Source organism: Pseudoalteromonas atlantica, from assembly GCF_043641955.1.
Classification (GTDB): Bacteria; Pseudomonadota; Gammaproteobacteria; order Enterobacterales; family Alteromonadaceae; genus Pseudoalteromonas; species Pseudoalteromonas atlantica_A.
Genome location: NZ_JBHZRV010000001.1, coordinates 701,032 through 723,624 on the forward strand (window position 1 = coordinate 701,032; position 22,593 = coordinate 723,624).

Below are 22,593 nucleotides of genomic sequence, written 5' to 3' on the forward strand. Positions count from 1 at the left end.
TAGGCAATATTAATGATAATAAGAGGTAATGATGAACACACTGCTTAAGGTTGCATCAATAAGTTCACTGGTATTGATCAGTAGTTGCTCGACACAAACCAAGGAAACATCAGTACAAGCTCGCCATGTGCCAGAGCGAATGGACGACTTTGCATTTGAAAACGATAAAGTTGCGTTTCGTGTTTATGGGCCCGCTTTAAAAGACTCAGCTGAAAATAATGGCACAGACTGCTGGCTCAAACGGGTCGAGTATCCAATAATTGATAAATGGTATAAAGATCATCAACAAGGAATTTCTTATCATGAAGACCATGGTGAAGGCTATGACCCCTACCACGTTGGTACTTCCCTTGGTTGTGGCTCAATAGCGCTATGGGATACTGAGGCAAAAACCACTGATAAACTCATCCAGCCAAATGTCTTCACTGATTATTCAATAATAGAAAAAACCGCCGATAAGGTTATCTTTGAACTTACATATAATTACAGCACCCGTAATATCAAAGAAACCAAGCGCATCACCCTTGAAAAAGGCAATCAGTTTTATAAAGCTCAAAGCCAATTTAGCCAAAATGGCCAACCGATTCAGTTAGACGTTGCGGTCGGTGTGACCACTCATGATGGCAAAGCTGTTGCTAAGGTCAACTCTGAAGGCGATACGATCACAACTTGGGAAACTATTGATGATAGCCAAATTGGTACTGCTGTCGCCTTAGAGAAATTCACCCATACCCAGTATATTTTGCAACAAAGCCAGCAAAAAGATAGAAGCCATGCATTGCTTGTTGCACAAACCAATAAGCAAGGTGAAATCACCTATTACGTGGGCTCTGCTTGGACAAAAGCAGGTGATATAACCAACTTTTCAGCTTGGCAAAGCTACGCTGATAATTATTTAGCTAAAGCCGATACCAGTCCAGTAACAGCCGACTCGGTAAAAGCGTTAACAAAGAAAGTCGCCGACTGGCAAATTGCTAATCACGAACAGCAAGGTAGCTATCGCGCCATCCCACGTAAACCACCACAGTGGATGAACCGTGAACGTTATCATGACTTAGAGTGGCACCATGGCGCACTTTATACCGGCATGAACGAATGGCGCAAAATAGCCGATGATCTGAAATACACGCAATGGTTACAAGCCATTGGAGAGCGTAATGACTGGGGTTTGCATCAGCGTCCCTATCACGCGGATGATCATACTGTTGGCCAATTCTATCTTTCATTCTATGAAGACTTTCATCAGCCTGAAATGCTCGAACCGACACGTAAGCAATTTGATTGGATTTTGGCTAACCCAAAAACCGGCACCCTTGATTGGCTAGCAGAAAACACCCATGCTCATGACCGCTGGGGCTGGTGTGACGCGTTATTTATGGCTCCGCCTGTATGGGCACGATTAGCAAAAATAACTGGTGAAGAAAAGTATTTAGACTTTATGCACCAAGAGTATAAAGCAACATACGACTTATTATGGAGTGAAAAAGATCACCTATTTTGGCGTGATTCAAGCTACTTTACGCAAAACGAGCAAAACGGCCAAGATGTGTTTTGGGCACGTGGCAATGGTTGGGTATTTGGTGGTCTTGCATTAATGATCCCAGATTTACCGGTCACTTGGGAGCAACGTGATTTCTACATTAATTTATATCAGCAAATGGCTGCACGGTTAATCGAAATTCAACGCGATGATGGCACCTGGTCAATGGGATTATTAGGCGGAACAGAAGGTTACCCTATAAAAGAAACCAGCGGTACGTCGTTTTATGCGTATGGTATTGCATGGGGTATCAACCAAGGTTACTTAGATAAAGCCACTTACCGTCCAGCGTTAATGAAAGCATGGCGCGCCTTGGAAAAATCAGTTACCGATGAAGGCATGCTTGGCTTTGTACAACCTGTAGGCGCCGCTCCAGGTGATTCATTCCCTGATTACACTGAAGTTTACGGTGTAGGCGCATTTTTAGCCGCAGGTACTGAAATCTATAAATTATTAGACAGCGAACAAGCTAAAAAAAAACTCGCAAATAACCCCGTAAAAACCTTAATGTATAACGCGGGCTGGTGTTGGTTCCAAGACCCCCGCGCTATTATCCAAGACGGAAAACTGGTTATAGGCAGTGTTGCCGGTAATGGCATTGGTGATGCAGCAGTTGGTGTATATGACCTCGACAATAAGCAACTATTAGGGCGCACCACATTAAAACCTGATTTTGATAACGATGACCATAACTCACCCGTTTTTTATACCCGCCCAGATGGCAGCCTATTAACTGTGTATGCGCGCCATAACAGTGAAAAAGTGCATTACTATCGTGTTTCACAGTCCGCTGACTTTTTAAATTGGGGCGAAGAACAAACCATACAAAGTCCCGCCAATGTTACTTACATGAACTTGTATAACCTGTCAGATGAAGGAACCCTGTATAATCTTTATCGTGGTATTGATTGGAACCCGACTTATGTAACATCTAAAGATGATGGTGCAACGTGGGACGATGAACACGTCCATTTAATTCAAAATGAAGTACCGGGTGTGCAACGACCGTATGCTCGCTATGCCGGAAATGGCAAAGACACCATTGGCTTATCGTTTACCGACGCTCACCCGCGTGATTTTGGTAACAGTATTTATTATGCTGAGTTTCGTGATGGCAATTTCTACAACGTTGATGGCAGCTTTATTAAAAACTTGAAAAAAGACGGACCACTTAAGCCCTCTCAAGCGCAAAAGCTGTTTCAAGGTGGTGGCGGTGATTTTCGTGGCCATGACTTAAGCGTCGAAAAAAGCGCATGGACCAGCTCTGTCGCATTTGATGATAAAGGCTATCCACATATCGCTTACACGTATTACCTAAGTAACCAAGATCAGCGTTACCGCTTAGCGTCATGGGATGGCAATAAATGGCATGACCGAGAAGTGGCTTTCGCTGGGAGCCGTTTATACGAGCGAGAAGCAAGTTATACAGGCCTTATAGCGGTTGATCCGAGCGACCCAACGCATCTGGTTATTTCAAGTAATGTTAATCCGACTACCGGTAAATCGCTAGCGATGCCGCATCAAATATTTAGCGCACACGTAGCGCTGGATGATGATACTAAAACTATCCAGTGGCAACAGTTAACGCATGATAAAAATAATGAAAACTTACGCCCTATGATTGTCAATTCCGACAAACATAAAGTCATTATGTGGTTACAAGGTCAATATAATAGTTGGACAGACTATTATTTAGATGCTGTGGGAATTATTGTTGAGTAATAGCATCTCACATCTCAACGTGTGATTAAAAATGGGAGCCAAGGCTCCCATTTACATATGTATTAGTCTGGTTTGTCAGGCGATAAAATCGGAAAGCCATTTTCATCCCATTCAATAATACGCGCTCGGGCATGACGGTTTGGATCTGTTAATGGCGTGCCTTTGAGCTCTTTGTAATCACGGCTATGGTAAATTAATAAGTCTGTTACACCGTCTTGTGCTTTAACAAAACTACTGTGACCTGGACCGAAACGCCCTACTTTTTCGTTACTAGCAAATATTGGTTGCTGCTTTTTATGCCAGCTTGCAGGGTCAAGTAAATCGGCATCAGCATCGGCCCATAACAAGCCCATCGCGTAACGATGATCAGTCGCACTAGCAGAATACGTAAGTAGCACTTTCCCCTCTCGGATAATCACTGCGGCTCCTTCATTTACCTTATAGCCTTGCACTTCCCAGTCTAGAGTAGGCTCTGTTATGGCTACAATTGGCTCTTTGATAGACGTGGGCGAATCCATTTCGGCGATCCACAATGCGGAGTTATACGTTGCTGGTTGATTTTGCTGCGCCCACACTAAATAACGTTTGCCATTATGGCTAAATATTGTGGCGTCCAATGAAAAGCTATCAAGGTGTGTTTTTAACTGCCCCATTTCTTGCCATTGCCCAGTCATAGGGTTTTCACTGTCATTTTTAAGCACAAACATGCGAATACTAAACGGCTTTTCAACATCGCCCGCTGCAAAGTGTATGTACCAACTTCCGTCAACCTTATGCAGCTCTGGCGCCCAGATATTTGTACTCATAGGCCCCTTTTTGTTTTTATGCCAAATCACTTTAGGCTGAGCTTGCTTTAAATCATTGAGTCGACACGCTTGGCGTAGCTCAATTTCATCAAACTTAGGAGAGGTGCCAATAAAGGTATAACAACCTGTTTTATCATCGCGGACTAACCAAGGGTCGGCACGTTGCAATACAATTGGATTATCAATTGGTGCTACACTTGTGCTGCTATTAGCATCTGCATAACTAAATGTTGGCATGGCAAGTAACATACTCACAATGGGAATTAGAGAGCGTTTTTTTAGCATATTTTTTATCCTGTTATTTGTCTTTTTTTCATTGTTAATATTGTATTACATATATTATAGTAGCTGAATAAGTGTAATGATTAAAATAAAAAAGGTAGGCAACTATGAAACATGCAAAAAAACTCGTCCTAGCTGGTAAGTTACTCGGTGTAAGTACACTGCTTTGTTTAGCGAGCAACGCCATGGCTAAACAAGTTGAAGTACATGACCCGGTGATGACCAAAGAAGGCGATACGTACTATGTCTTCAGCACAGGTATGGGTATCACTTATTACGAATCAAAAGACATGAAAAATTGGCAGCTTACTGGCCGCGTATTTAAAGACGAACCTAGCTGGGCTAAACGAATTTCAAATGATTTTAACGGCCACATCTGGGCCCCTGATATTTATGAAAAGGATAGTAAATTTTATCTTTACTACTCTGTATCAGCGTTTGGTAAAAACACTTCGGCAATTGGCGTAACCGTAAATGACACTCTAGACCCTAAATCACCTGATTATAAATGGATTGATCATGGTATTGTTTTACAGTCAGTGCCTGAACGCGATAACTGGAACGCGATTGACCCAGCCATTGTTGAAGATGATAACGGTACTCCTTGGATGAGCTTTGGTTCGTTTTGGGGTGGCCTTAAATTAGTAAAACTTGATGATGATATGGTTCGCCTAGCGCAGCCGCAAGAATGGCATAGCATTTCAGCGCGCCCTAATACTGAACACGGCCCCGTTGAAGCCCCTTACATATTTAAAAAGAATGGCTATTACTATTTATTTGTATCGTTTGATAAATGCTGCCGTGGCTTAGACAGTACTTACAATGTACGCGTTGGTCGTAGTAAAAATGTTGAAGGACCTTACCTAGATAAAGAAGGTCGTGACTTAAATAATGGCGGTGGTTCACTGGTGATCGAAGGTAATAAAGACTGGGCAGCACTTGGCCACAACGCCGCCTATACCTTCGATGGCAAAGACTATTTAGTACTTCATGCCTACGAAAGTGCTGATAACGGCTTACAAAAGCTGCGTATTTTACCTATGACTTGGGACGATAATTGGCCTTTAGTTGATAGCAAAGATCTAAACAAGCGCACCACTAAGCTGATTGAAAAGTAATATTAAATAACGCAAAAAAACCTGCAAATTGCAGGTTTTTTTATACTTTAATTTAAGATCTTAATTAAAATCGATTAGAGTAATATCCATAAAAATAAGCTGCTCACTTATGGCCGCCAGTGACTCATTGAGCGTCACACTATAAATATCGTAAGCAAGGTGAGGCAATATTAATAGCTCGAAATGGCTTCCTTTAGACATTAGCTGTAATGCTTCTTGTAAGCCTTCAATCGCTTCTGCTATTTCATACTCTGCCAGTTCTGCTATGTGGCGAGTATCGTAAAGTACATGCCCTGTTGCTGTCATCACTCTTTGCTGTACTTTAACCGTCGCATCCCACGATGGAGATTCGCCAAAACCAGGGGTAATAATCCGATACATTAAGCCCGTTCCAGTTACATGTACACCCGGCTGTTTTATGTATTGCTCCACCAGCGGGTAATGTCGTGAACTGACAGTTGGGTTTGTGCTCTGGGTATGATGTAAACTCATGCTCACTCTACTACTTATTATTTATTAAGCGAATGCCGTATATACCACCGGCCACTGAATCTTGTGCGGCACTAAAACGCAAGGTTAAAGAACGGGCTTGTTTCATAGAGTCAGTTAATGGGTAATAAATAGTATAAAACTCATTGGGTGTTTGTTTAGCAGGTAAGCTTACTTTTGCTAACGTGTCACCGTTTATAGTAATAGTAAACTTACGTCCAATATCACCACTAAAATACCGAACCCTCAATGCAACTGCTTGTTGCTGGGGATTACTTAATTGGTATTCAAACCAACCTGTTGCATCACGCCAGTGGTGACCATTATTAACACCAGCTCGAGTGTTTTCACCACTAAAATCATGTTCTACCTCAGGCTGTTGCTCGCCTGGTGTGATTTGGTCAACAGTTAAAAGGCGTAACTGCTCTTTTGCGTGCTCTGCAGCTTTTGAGTCTTTAACAAATTGAGTAAATTCGGCCTCACTTTGCTGCGGCCAATAAACTTGGTAGCGACTATCATGCAGCCTAAAGAATGGAATTAGTTGAGTTGTTTGTGTGCTGCCAATACCCTGCTGAGCAATAGCGACATTTTTATCTGTGGTAAATGATAGTTTAGCGTTAGGCGCACGTTTTAAACCTGCAACAAATTGCTCAGGTTCACTGAGCATAATAGGCAGTGCTTCAGGCGGACACGTCGGCCCTGCAGCAATATGGCCCATGCGGCTGTTGCCTGCCACAAAATTCAACTGCTCGTTTTTAAATGCGTGTACTTTTGTTGCCATAACCACTGGGCCATACAGTACTGCATAATAATCTTGGCCATCCGGCAGTTGCTCTGTGTACAGCTTTGGCGCTAAAGTAAAAGTTAATTTGTCGCCATCCTGCCAGTCATGTTTTATTGCATAATATCCTTGCTCTGCAGTGGCATTTATTGCTTTGCCATTTAGCTTAAATTTTACGTCAGCGTTAAGCCAACTAGGCTTACGAATGTACAGCTGCGCTGATGAGTTATACTTTTTATCTAATGTATTAATAACTAAGGTTATATTATTATCATCAGGAAAGTGGCTTTGTTGAGTTACTTTTAAACCTTGTTGCTGCCAATTTAGCGTGCTTGGAATAAATAAATTAACCCATAAATTAGCGTCATTTTTAGTATATATCAGCTCGCCATATTTACTATGGTTTTCAATGCCTGAACCGACACAGCACCACATAGAATCTTGTACCGATGAATACATACGATAATGCCCAGGTCGCATTGAGGTAAAGTAAACTAAACCACCATGTTCAGGGTGCTGAGATGATAAAATATGATTATAAGTAGCACGTTCATAATAGTCTAAATAACGCGTATCACCGCTATTTAAAAACAACAACTTACTAAGTTTCATCATGTTGTAAGTGTTACAGGTTTCAGGGCCTTCAACATCATCAACCATAGGAGTAAAGTCGTTTTTATCGTGAAAATGCTCACGTACGCTGTTACCACCAATGGCTACTGAGCGCTGTTTAGTCACTGTTTGCCAAAAGTAATCAGCGCCTTGCTGCCACGCTTTATCATCATTGGCATTGGCAACTTTTAACATACCGATGATTTTTGGAATTTGCGTGTTTGCGTGTAAACCGGTCAGCTTGTCTTGCTTTTCTAGCAGCGGATCTATAATGCTGTCATGCGTAAATTGACGGGCTAGCTTTAAATAACGTTTATCATTACTAATGGCTGCCATATCAGCAAAAACCGCATTTAAGCCACCATACTCTGAATACAACATTTGTTGGATTTGAGCATCACTGAGTTTAGCGGTTAAGTTTAAAAACCACTCTCCTAATGAAAACAACATAGCTTTAGCTTGCTCACTGCCAGCAATTAAATAAGCATCACGCAAACCGTGAAAAACTTTATCTATATTATAAAGTGGCACCCAACGATCATTTAAACTAAATAGATCAGCTTTAATGTTACCGTCTTGGATCTCTTGCCACATTATCTGGCCATTAGGTATGCCGCCCAAATAGCCGTTATTAGCTTGTTGCGCCTTTTGTAGCTCATTTAACATGTAATCTAAACGACGCTTTAATTCTTTATCCCCTGTTGCAGCCCAAGCAAGGCTTAAGGCAGATAAGTAATGACCACCGATGTGACCGTCAAGGCCTGTGTCTTCCCAGTTACCATAAGAAGAAGCCTTGGTTTTTAAACCTGCTTCACGTAAATAAGGCGCCAATAATTGATCAGGGTGTAATGCCAACAAATAACGTACGTTAGTTTGCTGAGCATGTAAAAATGGGCTTGCACTTAACCCTACCTGATTAAGTGCAAACAGCTGTTGGACTTGACTCAGTGTATGTTGCTCAGTGACAGGCTGTTCAACGCTCACTGTATTGTCACCGCAAGCTGATAAACAAAGCATCACTGTTGAAAGTCTAAGAAAACCGTTTAGCCTTTTTACCGCTAACATACACATCATTCCTTGTTATTTATTGTTCGCCAGGTTTGCCAAAGACCGGCATATCATTATTATCCCAGTTAAGTGGTTTAGTAAAAGTATGTCTATCGGGGTTCCATAGTGGATCACCCTCTATTTCTGTATATTGACGACAGTGATAAACCAGCACATCGTTCCCCTGTTCATCTTGAGTAAAACTATTGTGCCCAGGGCCAAACATAGATTTAGGTTCATTACTTCTAAATACAGGCTCTTGTAATTTCGTCCAGCTGTTTATATCAAGTAAGTCACTGTCTAAATCCGCATATAACAAACCCATTGCATAGTTTTCGTCAGTAGCACTGGCTGAATAAGTTAAAAATATTTTGCCATTTCGTTTAAGTACATTAGGCCCTTCATTTACCCAAAAACCAATGATTTCCCAGTCCAATTCTGGAATTGTTAAACGTGTTATATCGCCTGTAATTTCTGTTGGTGATGACATTTTTGCCAAGTACAGATTTGAGTTTCCTTTAACACCAGGCTCTTTCTGCGCCCAACAATAATAAAGTTCATCATTATGATAAAACGTGGTGGCATCTAGGCAGAACGTGTCCCATGGGGTTTCAATTTGCCCACAAAAATCCCAATCTCCATCCAGCGGATTGGCATCTTTACAGCTAATTGAATACATACGATGTTGAAATAAGTCATGCTTAATTTCACGATTTGGCGCTGCGGCAAAATATACATACCAAGCCCCTTCATTAAAATGTATTTCAGGTGCCCAGATAAGCTCAGAGTATGGGCCTGTTGCTGGTTTGGTCCAGACCATTTTTGGCGTCGCTGTTGCAAGCCCTTCCAGCGTCTTCGCACGGCGCAGTTCAATACCATCATAAGCAGGTACTGAGGCAGTAAAATAATAATAGCCGTCAGTATGTTTATGAATATAAGGGTCGGCACGTTGTGGGATCAATGGCTTAGGTAAAGTAGACATAAATGCTCCTAAATTTATTTCGGTAACCGTTGGCGTATCACCATATCGGTATAATATTGGTCGGTAATTTTATATTTCTTTAAAATAAAGCCTAGCAATGCGTGAAATACCCCGGGGATAACAGTGAGCATTAAAGCTAAGCCCATTAAGGTAAATTCAGATTGTTCAACATTAGGTTTGTATTCGAAAAATGCTAGCAATAAACCACCCGCAAGACCCGCTAATCCACCGCCTGCTTTTTGGCAAAATGAGATACCACCAAACGATAGACCAGAGGCACGTACACCATCTTTAATTTCACCGTAATCAACAGCTTCTGCAATTGCAGACCAAAAAACAGGGGCATGTAAATCAACCACAAAAGAAAGAATTATATATAGAACAAACGCAAGATAAACATCTCCTGGTTGTACGGCGAAATACATCACAATAGATATTACTAATACGGCAATTTGTGATTGACGGAATAACTTCATTTTGCAATAGCGCTGAGTTATCCACGTACTGGCAATCATAGACACTATTGAGGCTGCAATGCCGGCACTGGTAAACGCACCAGCTAAAGTAGGTTCACCTAGATAATAAGTCGCATAATACATAGCAACGCTGCCGCGAATTGCATAACCTAACGTGCCAAGCACACACGCTGCGCACAGTAATAACCACTGGTCATTTTTTAGCAGCGCTTTAAATTGTGTGGCGATACTTTCAGTTTGCGGTTCATGGGTAATACGCTCGCGAGTAGTAAAAAAGCAGAATAAAAACAAGGCTACGCCGCAAGTAGATACTAAAATCATTGCTAGCTTATAACCATGAGCAATATCTCCACCGCCCCACATTGATGCTAATAAAGGCACTGAAAATACGATGATTACATTCGCAATTTTTGCAAAAAACATGCGATAACCATTCGCCGATAAACGTTCTTTTGGGTCAGCTGTTAATACACCAATGTATGAAATGTAAGGGATAGCGACACCGGTAAACATCAAAGTAGCAAATAGGTAGGTGAGATATGCCCATAGCAACTTCATGTTGTAATCAAAATCAGGTGTAGTGAAAAGCAGAACGATTGCAATACCATAAGGTACAGATAAAAATAAGAACCAGTGGCGGAATTGCCCCCAGCGGGTTTTTACCTTATCAGTAACCACCCCCATCAATGGATCAGTAAACGCATCGACAAAACGCGCGACTAAAAATAATATCCCCATATCTACAGGGTCAAGGCCATAAATGTCGGTGTAGAAAAACGACATAAAATAAAATAACGCAGCAACCATCACGTTCACTGCCATATCGCCGGCACCAAAACCGACTTTTTCTACCACTGATAACTTTTGATTTTCCATACAACTACCTGATTTTTAAAATACGTAGTACCTTAATACTTCATATTTAAAAGAATAAAGGTCACCTATTCTTTGTTTTATCACACTGGTGACCATTGTATTGCTTATTATTGTAAATTTAATGCTAACACCATTAATAGTATTATCATACTATTTATAACGCAACCATTTAAAGCCAGATTCTAGAAAATAAAAAAGCCCCGGATAATCCGAGGCTTTCGACTTAAACACACATATCAGAATGAGTAACGTGCACCCAATGCGAATGTACGACTATATAGTGCACTATTTGAATTATGAGTGGTTGGGTACTCATAATAACTTTGTGCTAACTCTTCAGTTAAGTTAGTACCATCAAAGGTAATCATAAAGTTCTCTGTTACATCGTAACTTAACTGGAAATCCAAGCTTTGCTCTGGGCGACGATAGACACCTAGTGGGTTAGCAAACTGGGCTGCTTCGTAGTTATTTAAGAAGTTATCACGCCATACATAGCCTAAACGCATATCAAAGTCTTCGCGTTCATAAATAAGTACAGTTGAATAAGATGACTTAGAGACACCAAACATGTCACGTGAAGTATACCCTGTCAGTTCACCTTCTTCGTATATTGGCAAGTCTTGGCTTGAATCAAGAAGCGTAGCACTTGCTTGAATACCGGCACCCATTAACCAACTTGGTAAATTATCAGGGAAATAAACTAAACCAAGCTCTAAGCCATCTAATGTGCCATTTGAGGAGTTATCAGGCTGACTTAAAATATAAGGATATGGCGCATCGTCATCTGGCCCTTGGTAATCTACAATACTTCTTGAGTCAAATACAAAGCCTTCAATATCACGCTTAAACAAAGTTCCGTATAATGAGCTGTCATCAGCAAAGTACCATTCAAGTGTTAGGTCATAGTTCTTTGATTCAACAGGCTTAAGATCTGAGTTACCACTGCTTGCTGTGCCGTAGCCAATGTTGGTCACGTCTTCTGCATAATAAATAAACGAATTTAACTGCGCAAAATCAGGGCGACGAATCGTCTCTGTGTAAGCTGCACGAGCAATAACATCTTCCGCTAAATGATAACGCACTACAATGCTTGGTAATATACTTGATGAACTATTTTCAGCGGTACTGACAGCTGTCGGGTTTTGATTAATATCAAAGAAAGTCATTTCAGCCTTAGCGCTTTCATAGCGAAGGCCTACCTGACCATCAAAATCACGGCCAAACAACGTAGTTGAAAAATCACCTTGGACATAAACCGCATAGGACGTTTCATCAATATCAAAGGTATTTTCTAACACGAGATCTTCCGCTTGAATACCATAAAGCTCACGGAACTGTGGACGGTTGTTATAAATATAATTTCCACTTGGTGCTACCCAGCTTGACGGGAAGTTTGCATTACCATCAAAGAAACCATTATTCACAGCTGCAAGGCCCGCATCCAATGAGTCAAATGATTGACCTAATGCATTGCCACCAGCTTCTCGCACTGAATCTGTTGCACCGCGCTTGTCATAGCGAACACCAAACTGCATTCCGTCAAAGCCGAAGTTATCTACAAATAACTCACCGTCTAGTGTAAACGTTAGAGCATCGCCTTTAGATGAACCGCCATTGTCGTATAGTTCAGCTACATTCCATTGCGAAGTATCGGTTAAATCTGCTTCGTTTACATCAGTATCAGGGTTATCTACATATTCTAATGAAGGTATACCATCTTTATCATTAAAATCTACATTCAAGCCAGGGGCAACACGATCGCTTCGCATAGCAAGAAACTCTGTTTCATACTGGCTGTCTTGATAGTAAATTTCTGAAGAGAGGTTAAAGGTATCTGTAATAGCCCATTCACCACCGAGTGCATAAACAAAACTGTCTGTCTTGCTAACCGTTAAGTCACCACTATTAAACCCATACGGTGCATCAACATAACGTTCTTTAATGATGTTAGTACCATCAAATGTTACTGGCGGGTTTTGCGTATCAACGTTGCCCCACCAATCAACAAAAGTAAAACTTAGAGAGTTAAATGATTCATTACGATAACCATTGTAAAATGCCTCAAAGTGGTATTGTGAGTCGTCATTAGGGCGCCATTGAAAAGCAACATTTGCCGCAGGACGTTCACGTTTACCTGTATAATCACTAGCAAAAACAGCATCACGAGATAAATAATACTCAGTTGGCACCCCATTAATATTTAATGTGGAACCCTGTTGAAACGGTAGGCCACTCTCAAGTCCTGGCTCCCATATAGGGCTTTCACTTACATTGCCATTGCTTGGGAAAATACGTTCGAGTGGGCCATAACCTGCTGCAGGGTTTAAGGTCATAAAAGGTACCATGGCACCAGCGGCAATATTTTGGTCACGATAATGAGTTTCACCATACGAAACGTTAACTAACGCACCAAACTCACCAACACCTGAGTCCCAGCGATTCGTTGCCAATAAAGATATATTTGGATCTAGCTCATCAGCCTGCTCTTGATAAATACCACGAGCTGAAGCGACTACTTTTGAGCCATCAAAGTTAAATGGACGCTGAGTTTTAATATCAATTTGGCCAGCAATACCACTACCTACTTGTGATGAAGAACGGGTTTTATAAACATCAACACTTTCTAATAATGCAGCTGGAATGTCGGCAAGCGCTACATTACGACCAGCAGCAGTAAATATTTGACGACCGTTCACCGTTGTTGTTACATCAGTTAAACCACGGATAGATACCGTATTTACTTCACCTGCACCACGGTCAGTAACTTGTATACCGGTTACTCGCTGTAGCGCTTCTACAACGTTATTATCTGGAAATTTACCAATATCTTCGGCAACAATCGCATCAACAACTTGAAAAGATTGTCGCTTAATGTTTAAGCCTTTATTTAAACTGCCACGAATGCCTGAGACAACAATAATTTCCAAATCATCTTTTTCAGCATTCGCTGATGTATTATCTTCTTGCTGTGCATATGCTAATTGACATGAGACTGCTAGTATAATTGCACTTGCTATGTGTGTTTTTTTGAACATGTTGGTGTTCTCCATTTATATTTTCCCCAGAAGACTAATTGCCCTCTGCTTGCCCTTATTAATGAAGCTTGTTGTCGGAGCCTCAACTAAGGTTGCCTTTTATTATGTTAATTATTTGCTGCCTTAAATTGATAATATTGTATGATTAATTAACAGTCAACTTGTAAAGATAAATAAATGTTAATTTTAAAAATCTCATTAAAGGCTACAGATTTATGAAGGCTATGTTATAAAACCCTTAACAACAAAGGCTTAGCTATTTTACTATGGAGAAAATGAAGAACTTAATTATATTTTAACAACAATTAAATAAAGTTATTTTTATTTAATTCGACCAATAAAACTACTATATTACAATTTAGGGGCTAATTTATTTGTCTAAAACACGTGCATACTAATGTTCATGATGACTTCTTTACTACAAACATTGCTATTTTCTACCCTAGATTAAAGGCGAAGTGAAATACAAAAAGCCCCAGACATTCTGGGGCTTTTTAACTAACAGTTTTAGGCTTAAATTAACACTTAGAAAGTGTAACGTGCGCCAATCGCGAATGTGCGAGAATAAACACCATTACTAAAGTTAAATAGATTATCGTTGCCTTCACCGTAATAGCTTTGATACACATCATCTAAGATGTTTGTTGCATCAAATGTCACCACAAAATCATCCGTCATGTCATAACTAAACTGAAAATCTAAGCTTTGCTCAGGACGGTTCCAAAATTGTAACGGGTTAGCAAAAATAGCCGCTTCGTTGCCGGTATAAAACTCAGAACGCCAGACATAAGATAAGCGCATATCATAAGAATCTCGCTCATAAATACCGACGATGCTATATGACTCATCCGATACACCCGCCATATTAGAATCAATGTAACCAGATAAGTTACCTTCTTCATCAAAATCAGGGGTGTCTTGTGATGAATCCAGTAAGGTTAAACTAGCTTGTACTCCTATACCTTGTAAGATATCTGGCACATTGTCAGGGAAGTAAACAGCACCCAATTCAAACCCTGATAACTCACCATTAGATGCATTATCTGGTGTGCTCAATACAAATGGACGCATTTCGCCATTGTTATCTTCACGCACTATTGTTTTACGACCAGGTACAACTAAGCCCTCCACTTCGCGTTTAAAGTAAGCACCATAAATTGAACTTGAGTCAGCAAAATACCACTCTAAAGATAAATCATAGTTTTTAGATTCAGTGGGCTTAAGTTCTGGGTTACCACCAGTACCGGTACCATAGATAGCCCCCTCGGTTAAAGGATCAGTCCAGTAACGCAGCGCGTTTAAGTCAGCAAAGTTTGGCATACGCAAGGTTTGCGTATAAGCAACACGGCCAACTAAATCATCGGTTATATTCCAGTTCAGCATTAAGCTTGGCAGTACTTTACTAACATCTGCATTGGCTGAACTTGAATCAAATACATTGGTATTAGTGCCTGTTTCTGCAGTGAATTGCATGTCTTGCTCGTAGCTCACGTAACGGACACCAATTTCACCACTAATATTTTCTGTTAAGAAAAAATTCGTCGTGGCATATAATGCATATGAGGTTTCGTCGATATCAAATGTTTTATATTTATCTTCGGCTTCTAGGTCATATATATCGCGTATTACATTAGCGTTATCAAGTAAGTAACCACCATCTGCAGTGATGAAGCTGTCAAACACATCTGCACGACCATCAAGGTAATCATCAACTTGATAAACCATACCTGAGCCGTCACCTGATGCGCCATTAGATGCCAGCAGCTCAATTAATTGCGCGACAGATGTATTGCCAATACCGCTATCTTGCGTACGGGTAAATTCTTGTGCAGTACGGTTTTCATAGCGCCCACCAAATTTTACTTTATCGATGTAAGTGCCACCAACTAAATACTCAGCATCAAAGGTAAACGTAAGTGAATCACCACTATTACCACCACCATTGTCGTAAAGCGTGCCTGCATTCCAATTTTCGATGGCTGCCATGTCAGCTTCATTTACAGCAGTGTTTGGATCATCCCAAAATGCAATACCTGGCATACCATCATTATCATTAAAATCAACATCAAGACCCGTAGCTACACGATCAAACCGCATGCCAATAAAGTCACTTTCAAATTCACTTTCTTGGTACACAACTTCGGTATTTATCGTTAAATAATCACTAGCCTGCCAGTTAGCGCCTAGGGCATATAAGTAGCTGTCGGTTTTTTCAGAATTTGAGTCACCACTTTGAAAGCCACCTGCACCTATTGCTTGTTTTTCTTTTACAACATTAGTGCCGTCAAACGTAATTGGTGTTTCGATGAAGCCGTTACCGTTTTCAAAAGTATTAGAGAACCAAAGCGCATTTTGCGATTCGTTTTCATAACCGGTGTAAAAACCTTCCGCTGTAATTTCTAAGGTATCGACCGGTGCCCATTGTAAAGACACTGACGCAGCTGGACGTTTACGAAGACCGGTGAAAGATGTACCAAAAATAGCATCGCGGGCAAGTAAATATTCTGTTGGTACCCCACCGATATTCAATGTAGACCCCCCAGCAGAAGGAAGGCCGCCTTCAAGGCCTGCTTGCCAAATCAGATTTCCTTGCGGATCTCGGTTCGGAACACGTGAATAAGGAGAATAGCCTGTAGCCGGTTTATCATTAAAGAATGGAAATGCAGCACCAGCGGTCATGGTGTCATCACGGTAATGAGTTTGCGCATATGAGATATTCACTAATGCACCAAATTCACCACCACCATCTACTTCCCAACGATTACTTAATAAAGCACTAATGTTTGGGTCCACTTTATCTGGCTGGTCTGAATAAATACCTCGCGCAGCGAGTACGACTTTTTCACCGTCAAAGTTAAATGGACGGTTGGTTTTAATATCAATTGAACCGGCAATACCACGTTCTACTTGATCTGCCGAGCGCGTTTTATAAACAGTTACGCCAGATAATAAACTTGCAGGAATGTCTTGCAATGATACATCTCGCCCAGCGCCGGTAAAGATATCACGACCATTTACTGTAGTATGTACATCAGTCAAACCACGAATTGATACTTGGCTTACTTCACCAGCACCACGGCCTGTTGTTTGTACCCCTGTTACCCGTTGCAATGCTTCTACTACATTGTTATCAGGGAATTTACCAATATCTTCAGCAATAATAGCGTCAACAATTTGCACGCTAGCACGTTTCTCATCTAACGCTTTATTTAGACTGCCACGAATACCTGTAACTTGAATAACCTCGATATCATCAGCGCTTTCTTCTGTTGTGTTGATTGCTTCTTGTTGTGCGTAGGTAAGTTGGCAGGTGAATGCCAGAATCATCGCACTGGCTATGTGTGTTCTTTTAAACATAAGCGGTGTTCTCCTAATTATAGTTTTATCGGCACGCTGAACTGCTCCATTTAGCCACCGAGAATGACCACTGTATTGTCCAGAGATGTTGTCAAAACAGTACACGGGGATCTACATATTATTGTGTTAATAGAATAAAGCCCGAACTTTAATCATATTGTATGACTAATCATCGGTCAACTCTAAGCTCTAAATTAAAAACACCTGTAATAAATATTAGGTTTCTCTCGTAATTTAAACTTACTCGCATGCTTACACACATTGATAAAACAGAAATAAACTTTTAAATCAGTACTTTAAATTATTTATGAGTACATTTTAGAGGTGACTGATGGTAAAAAATGAGTAACAAGATATTTACCTTAACAATTTTGATGCTAATATATTAAAAATACAATATTACAATAAAAACTATTTTTTCACTGTATGTTTACTTATTTGTACCAGTTGAGCCCTATGTTTGCTCTATAATACAATTTGAGTCGGTAACCGTGAAGAGCGCATGTTCATTATAATTATTAATCACATAGGACACTTCATGAACACTAAATTAAAAGCCCTAGCACTACCATTACTATTATCTAGCACGATGGCAGTTGCACAAAATCCATTATTTACTGATGTATTTACCGCGGACCCTGCTGCCTTGGTACACGAGGATACGGTTTATCTCTATACCGGTCATGATGAAGCCCCTAATAATGATGTTTTCTTTGAGATGCATGATTGGCTTGCCTTTTCTTCAACCGACATGGTGAATTGGGAAAAACACGGCCCTATAATGAAAGCTACCGATTTTAAGTGGGCTAAAGGCGATGCGTGGGCAGCGCATATGATTGAACGCGACGGCACTTTTTATTTCTTTACCACTGTACGTCATGATGAAACGAAACCTGGTTTTGCAATTGGTGTAGCCACCTCACAATCTCCTACTGGGCCATTTAAAGATGCCATCGGACGCGCCCTAGTCACCGATGATATGACCAAACATACACCAAATGATTGGGACGATATTGATCCTGCCATATATGAAGAAGAAAACGGCGACACATACATGTTTTTTGGTAACCTAATGCCTAAATATGTAAAGCTTAGTGACGATTTGCTCAGCTTAGATGGCGAAATTCAGACCATTGATTTACCGAACTTTACTGAAGCACTGTGGGTTCATAAAAAAGATGAATACTATTATGTTTCTTATGCATGCGAATTCCCTGAGAAAATCTGCTATGCAATGAGTAAAAGTATTCATGGACCATGGCAGTACAAAGGTATTTTGAATGAAATAGCCGGTAACAGTGAAACTAACCACCAATCAATTATTGAGTTTAAAGGCAAAAGTTACTTTATTTACCATACTGGTGCAGTCCCTCCAAAAGACGGCAAACCAAGTGGCGGACGCTTTCGTCGTTCTGTTGCAATTGAGCCACTACTTTATAATGAAGATGGCTCTTTACAGCGCATCATCATGACCACTGAAGGGTTGAGTAAAAGTAAATAACTTAGTTAACAATTGGGCTCTCACTAAAGGGCCCTCATGACTATTATTTAAAGCCTACTATTGGTAAGTAAATCGTTTTTACTGCAATAACTTTTTTCAATTCTAATTGGGTTGGCTTAGGGTTGAATTAGCTAAACAAATAAGTCTTTTATGTACCTTTTTTTAGTTCTGACCATATATGAAATACCCGCTAATTTCGCGCAACGCTTCGATTATTTGCCGCAAATAGTTACTTGAAAAAATTTAAAACATCGCTGTAAGCATTATAAACAAAGCACTTTTCATTTACATTTTAATTACTTTTGCAAAAGTATTTGCACATTTTAAATAGTACTATAAAATTACAATAATACGCAGTTACTGTTTTTACGTTAGGTGCACAGCAATTTTATTGACAACATGAAATAACAAAAATCCCAGTAATAAGAGGACACACAAAATGAAACTAACTAAACTAGCAATGGTTATTACCTGCGCTTTAGCTTTAACAGCATGTAAAGAAGAAGGTACCAAGCTAGAGTCATCGCCAGCTGTAGCTGATCCACAAAGCGCAAAACCTAACATAAGTGATAGCGTCACCTTCAATGATGATGGCAATGTAGCTGTAAGCTATGTCGGGGTACATGACCCTTCAGTCATTGAAACTGAGGGTACTTACTACATATTTGGTTCACACTTAGCCGCCGCTAAATCCACTGACTTACTAAATTGGGAAATGATTTCAAGCCTGTCAGCCAATGCTGCGGTTAACGAAAGTCCACTGTTTGATTTTGACTATACAGGCGAGATTGCCCAAGGTATTGAATGGACTGATGGCTTCACTGGTAACTGGGCTGCTGACGTTGTTAAAGCACCAAACGGTAAATTTTGGTTTTATTATAATCACTGTGCACAGGACAATCCTGATACACCGGATGTATTCGACGAAGTATGCTGGAACCGCTCTTATTTAGGGCTTGCAGAAGCCGACAACATAGAAGGCCCATATACAGATAAAGGCGTGTTTTTACGCAGTGGCTATCGCAACGATGATGAGTTTGCACAGTACCCGCTTGATAACGGCCAAACAACGTGGAATGGCGCCGTTGATCCAAATGCCATTGACCCTGCTGCCTTTTATGATAAAGATGGCCAATTATGGATGGTTTACGGTTCATATTCTGGCGGTATATTTGTACTAGCTATGGATGAAGAAACCGGCATGCCAGATGCTGAGCAAGGCTATGGCAAACATCTTGTAGGTGGTGATTTCAGAGCTATTGAAGGCGCCTTTGCTATGTATAGCCCTGAAAGTGACTACTACTACTTATTTTATTCAGTGGCAGGCTTTGATGTAAACGGCGGTTATAACATTCGTATAGCACGTTCAAAAACGCCAGATGGCCCATACTTAGATACCGCGGGTAACGATATTGCCGCTGTAGGTGGTTTAGAGATTGGTGAAAAGTTATTAGGTGGTTTTGAATACACGCAAGAGCTGGGTGAAACCTCACCAGCTTGGGGTTATCAATCACCGGGTCATAACTCTGCCCATTACGACGAAGCGACTGGCCGTCACTTATTAATTACTCACACACGCTTCCCACAAACCTCGACGCCGTTTCCCTCTACAAGTGAAGCACACCAAGTTCGCGTACACGAAATGTTTATCAATTCATTAGGTTGGCCTGTTACATCACCACAACGTTATGTGCCACTAGAGGGTGATAACCAAGTGATCGCTGAGCAGCTATACGGTTACTATAAATTTATACATCATGGTACTGATGTGAATACCAGCGCGGTGCGCTCTACTCACATTGCTTTAAATGCCGATCACTCAGTAACAGGTGATGAAACAGGTATTTGGTACATGGTAGATGATTCAAACGTAAAACTAGAGCTTGAGTCTGGTACATTTTACGGTGTGGCTAAATGGCAATGGGATGATGGTAAAAAAGATCTGGTCGTCACTTTTTCTGCCGTATCGTTAGAAAATGCCACAGTCTGGGGTAGTAAGGTCGCTGAAATTGATGAAACTTCAACAGTATTAGCGAGCGTAAGCGATGCACTGGATATAAAAACTGAGCTGACAATCGACGATGAGGGATATGCTTTACCTACAAAAGGCAAAGCGGGTACGGCAATCAGCTGGGAATCAAGTAATGAATATTACATTGATACACAAGGCAATGTGTTTATACCCACCCCTGATCGGGGTGACCAAGCTGTAACCTTGACGGCGAATATCTCACTCAATGGTGAAACAACCACCAAATCTTTTAATGTGAATGTAAAAGCACGCCCAGTCTTTAAAAACGCCATTGCGCACTATAGCTTTGAAAACGGCTTAACAGATAATTTAAGCAACCTTGCTGATGCCATGACCACAGATAACAATTTGGACAACACAGGTGTTGGTACGCCAGCCTATGCTGCGGGTCAAACAGGTCAAGCATTTAACTTTGATGGCGCCACCGGTGTTAGGTTACCCGATGACATAATCAACTCAGATAACTACACAGTTTCATTTTGGTCTAAACCTGATGTTGTAACTGGTTATAGCCCTGCCTTTTTTGCCGCTGAAAACGCTGATCGCTGGGTAAGTTATATCCCTGGTGGCGCGCCTCATTTCACCACAAATACGATTTTATGGAGTCGCTATCTAGTTGAACCAGAGGTAGAGCAGTGGAATCAAATTGAGATGACTCAAGGTGCCACGCCAGGTGAGTGGAACCATGTCACTATTAGTTATGCCAATGGCACAATGAAATACTACTCTAACGGCACACTTGTTGGCTCTATGCCACGTCCTGACATGTTTAGTGGTGATACGGCTAAATTTGCACTGGGTGTAAACTTTGGTTGGGATATTCCGTTCCAAGGTCAAATCGATGAGTTTATTGTCTATGACTACGCATTAAACAGCTTAGATATTAATGGCGCAGCGATTAACAATTTAACTGACCCAACTAAGTTTGAAACCTTTATTACCGATGCGCTGGACTTAGGTGATACAAGCGCAATCCGTGAAAGCTTTACCTTGCCGCGTGTTGGGCCATTTGTGTCGGGGATTAGCTGGACATCAAATAATGAAGAGTTCTTAAAACCTATTAATGGCACTGCCGTTGTTAATCAGCCAAGCGCCAATGCGGGTGACCAAGTTGTTACTTTAACAGCCACTATTAACTATAAAGACTTTACCGATACCAAAACCTTTGAGGTTACCGTTAAATCACTTGCCCCTGCAGAATACAGCTTTGAGGGCGATTTGGCTGAACTAAAAGCAGCTTACGCAAATGCAAAGCCTACTGGCGACCGAATTGATAACACTGGCGGTAACGTCACTTTTGTTGAAGGTATTAAAGGCCAAGCAGTATTCTTGCAAGGCTCAGGGGTGCGTTTACCAAATAACTTGATCACAACCAACGACTATTCTGTGTCTATGTGGTTAAAGCCGGAAACGTTCTCAGATTACACCACTGCATTTTTTGCAGGCGCAAGTTCGTCTGCATGGATAAGCTTAGTTCCCTCAATGGTTGATTCGAATGCGACTCGCCTTTGGGCAAATGGCGGCGGTGCGTTCTTTGATAATGGCGATTTAGGCATGCGACTGCCAGCCAAAGAGTGGTCACATGTTGCCTTCACTGTTTACGGAACGAACGGTGACACCTTGAAGATGTATGTAAACGGTGAGCTTAAAATTGAAGCAGGTGGCTTCCCTCGCGTGTTTACTGTTGAAGGCGAAACCAATGAATTTGCGTTAGGTGTAAACTACTGGGATACACCTTTCAACGGCGCGGTTGATGAGTTAAAAATATTTAACGGAGCAATCGATGCTGACGCAATCAAAGCACTCTACGATGCAGCTACTGCACAAGAGTAAGCTATTTAGGGTGAGCTGCCTTACCCGATAGTTTGTTGTCATAAAAAGCCAGACGAGAGTCTGGCTTTTTTTACTAAACAATTCAGGTTTTCATAATAACTTCA

At 41.0% G+C, this 22,593-nt stretch carries 11 protein-coding genes; 4 read left to right on the plus strand and 7 right to left on the minus strand.

Features of this window, described 5'->3' with window-relative positions; translation table 11 throughout:
* The first annotated feature begins 31 nt into the window (after positions 1 to 31).
* Positions 32 to 3,262 carry a glycoside hydrolase family 88 protein gene (locus tag ACHUE3_RS02925; RefSeq protein ID WP_394189998.1) on the plus strand — a complete coding sequence of 1,077 codons (3,231 nt, stop codon included), beginning with the start codon at positions 32 to 34 and terminating at the stop codon, positions 3,260 to 3,262.
* A 62-nt stretch (positions 3,263 to 3,324) separates the two neighbouring features.
* Here ACHUE3_RS02925 and ACHUE3_RS02930 read toward each other — a convergent pair whose 3' ends face one another.
* Positions 3,325 to 4,353, minus strand: a complete 1,029-nt coding sequence (locus ACHUE3_RS02930) for a glycoside hydrolase family 43 protein (protein WP_394190000.1) — start codon at positions 4,351 to 4,353, stop codon at positions 3,325 to 3,327.
* A gap of 104 nt (positions 4,354 to 4,457) precedes the next feature.
* Here ACHUE3_RS02930 and ACHUE3_RS02935 point away from each other — a divergent pair, with 104 nt between their 5' ends.
* Entirely contained in the window at positions 4,458 to 5,468 is a 1,011-nt protein-coding gene (locus tag ACHUE3_RS02935) for an arabinan endo-1,5-alpha-L-arabinosidase (RefSeq protein ID WP_394190002.1), read from the plus strand.
* Between the two features lie 60 nt (positions 5,469 to 5,528).
* On the opposite strand, the gene ACHUE3_RS02940 is transcribed toward ACHUE3_RS02935, so the two are convergent.
* From ACHUE3_RS02940 to ACHUE3_RS02965, 6 genes are all read right to left on the minus strand, one after another.
* A complete protein-coding gene (locus ACHUE3_RS02940) occupies positions 5,529 to 5,960 on the minus strand; it encodes an FKBP-type peptidyl-prolyl cis-trans isomerase (RefSeq protein ID WP_394190004.1) in 432 nt (143 codons plus the stop codon).
* A 10-nt stretch (positions 5,961 to 5,970) separates the two neighbouring features.
* Positions 5,971 to 8,424 carry a beta-L-arabinofuranosidase domain-containing protein gene (locus ACHUE3_RS02945; protein WP_394190006.1) on the minus strand — a complete coding sequence of 818 codons (2,454 nt, stop codon included), beginning with the start codon at positions 8,422 to 8,424 and terminating at the stop codon, positions 5,971 to 5,973.
* A 10-nt stretch (positions 8,425 to 8,434) separates the two neighbouring features.
* Complete coding sequence (locus ACHUE3_RS02950) at positions 8,435 to 9,379, minus strand: glycoside hydrolase family 43 protein (protein WP_394190008.1); 945 nt, start codon at positions 9,377 to 9,379, stop codon at positions 8,435 to 8,437.
* Positions 9,380 to 9,393: 14 nt separating this feature from the next.
* Positions 9,394 to 10,731, minus strand: coding sequence for an MFS transporter (locus ACHUE3_RS02955; protein WP_394190010.1), 1,338 nt, complete (start codon positions 10,729 to 10,731; stop codon positions 9,394 to 9,396).
* 236 nt (positions 10,732 to 10,967) lie between these two features.
* Entirely contained in the window at positions 10,968 to 13,766 is a 2,799-nt protein-coding gene (locus ACHUE3_RS02960) for a TonB-dependent receptor (protein WP_394190012.1), read from the minus strand.
* A gap of 525 nt (positions 13,767 to 14,291) precedes the next feature.
* Positions 14,292 to 17,123, minus strand: coding sequence for a TonB-dependent receptor (locus ACHUE3_RS02965; RefSeq protein ID WP_394190014.1), 2,832 nt, complete (start codon positions 17,121 to 17,123; stop codon positions 14,292 to 14,294).
* Between the two features lie 538 nt (positions 17,124 to 17,661).
* Between ACHUE3_RS02965 and ACHUE3_RS02970 the strand changes: the two genes are divergently transcribed.
* Together ACHUE3_RS02970 and ACHUE3_RS02975 are read left to right on the plus strand one after the other, a co-directional pair.
* Complete coding sequence (locus tag ACHUE3_RS02970; RefSeq protein WP_394190016.1) at positions 17,662 to 18,624, plus strand: glycoside hydrolase family 43 protein; 963 nt, start codon at positions 17,662 to 17,664, stop codon at positions 18,622 to 18,624.
* Positions 18,625 to 19,063: 439 nt separating this feature from the next.
* Positions 19,064 to 22,489 carry a LamG-like jellyroll fold domain-containing protein gene (locus ACHUE3_RS02975; protein ID WP_394190018.1) on the plus strand — a complete coding sequence of 1,142 codons (3,426 nt, stop codon included), beginning with the start codon at positions 19,064 to 19,066 and terminating at the stop codon, positions 22,487 to 22,489.
* The last annotated feature ends 104 nt before the right edge of the window (positions 22,490 to 22,593 follow it).

Excerpts from the sequence above, each read along its gene's own strand:
- ACHUE3_RS02955 (WP_394190010.1), bottom strand. The coding sequence starts at position 10,731 with ATGGAAAATCAAAAGTTATCAGTGGTAGAAAAAGTCGGTTTTGGTGCC.
- ACHUE3_RS02935 (WP_394190002.1), top strand. The coding sequence starts at position 4,458 with ATGAAACATGCAAAAAAACTCGTCCTAGCTGGTAAGTTACTCGGTGTA.
- ACHUE3_RS02940 (WP_394190004.1), bottom strand. The coding sequence starts at position 5,960 with ATGAGTTTACATCATACCCAGAGCACAAACCCAACTGTCAGTTCACGA.
- ACHUE3_RS02950 (WP_394190008.1), bottom strand. The coding sequence starts at position 9,379 with ATGTCTACTTTACCTAAGCCATTGATCCCACAACGTGCCGACCCTTAT.
- ACHUE3_RS02945 (WP_394190006.1), bottom strand. The coding sequence starts at position 8,424 with ATGATGTGTATGTTAGCGGTAAAAAGGCTAAACGGTTTTCTTAGACTT.
- ACHUE3_RS02975 (WP_394190018.1), top strand. The coding sequence starts at position 19,064 with ATGAAACTAACTAAACTAGCAATGGTTATTACCTGCGCTTTAGCTTTA.
- ACHUE3_RS02970 (WP_394190016.1), top strand. The coding sequence starts at position 17,662 with ATGAACACTAAATTAAAAGCCCTAGCACTACCATTACTATTATCTAGC.
- ACHUE3_RS02960 (WP_394190012.1), bottom strand. The coding sequence starts at position 13,766 with ATGTTCAAAAAAACACACATAGCAAGTGCAATTATACTAGCAGTCTCA.
- ACHUE3_RS02925 (WP_394189998.1), top strand. The coding sequence starts at position 32 with ATGAACACACTGCTTAAGGTTGCATCAATAAGTTCACTGGTATTGATC.
- ACHUE3_RS02965 (WP_394190014.1), bottom strand. The coding sequence starts at position 17,123 with ATGTTTAAAAGAACACACATAGCCAGTGCGATGATTCTGGCATTCACC.
- ACHUE3_RS02930 (WP_394190000.1), bottom strand. The coding sequence starts at position 4,353 with ATGCTAAAAAAACGCTCTCTAATTCCCATTGTGAGTATGTTACTTGCC.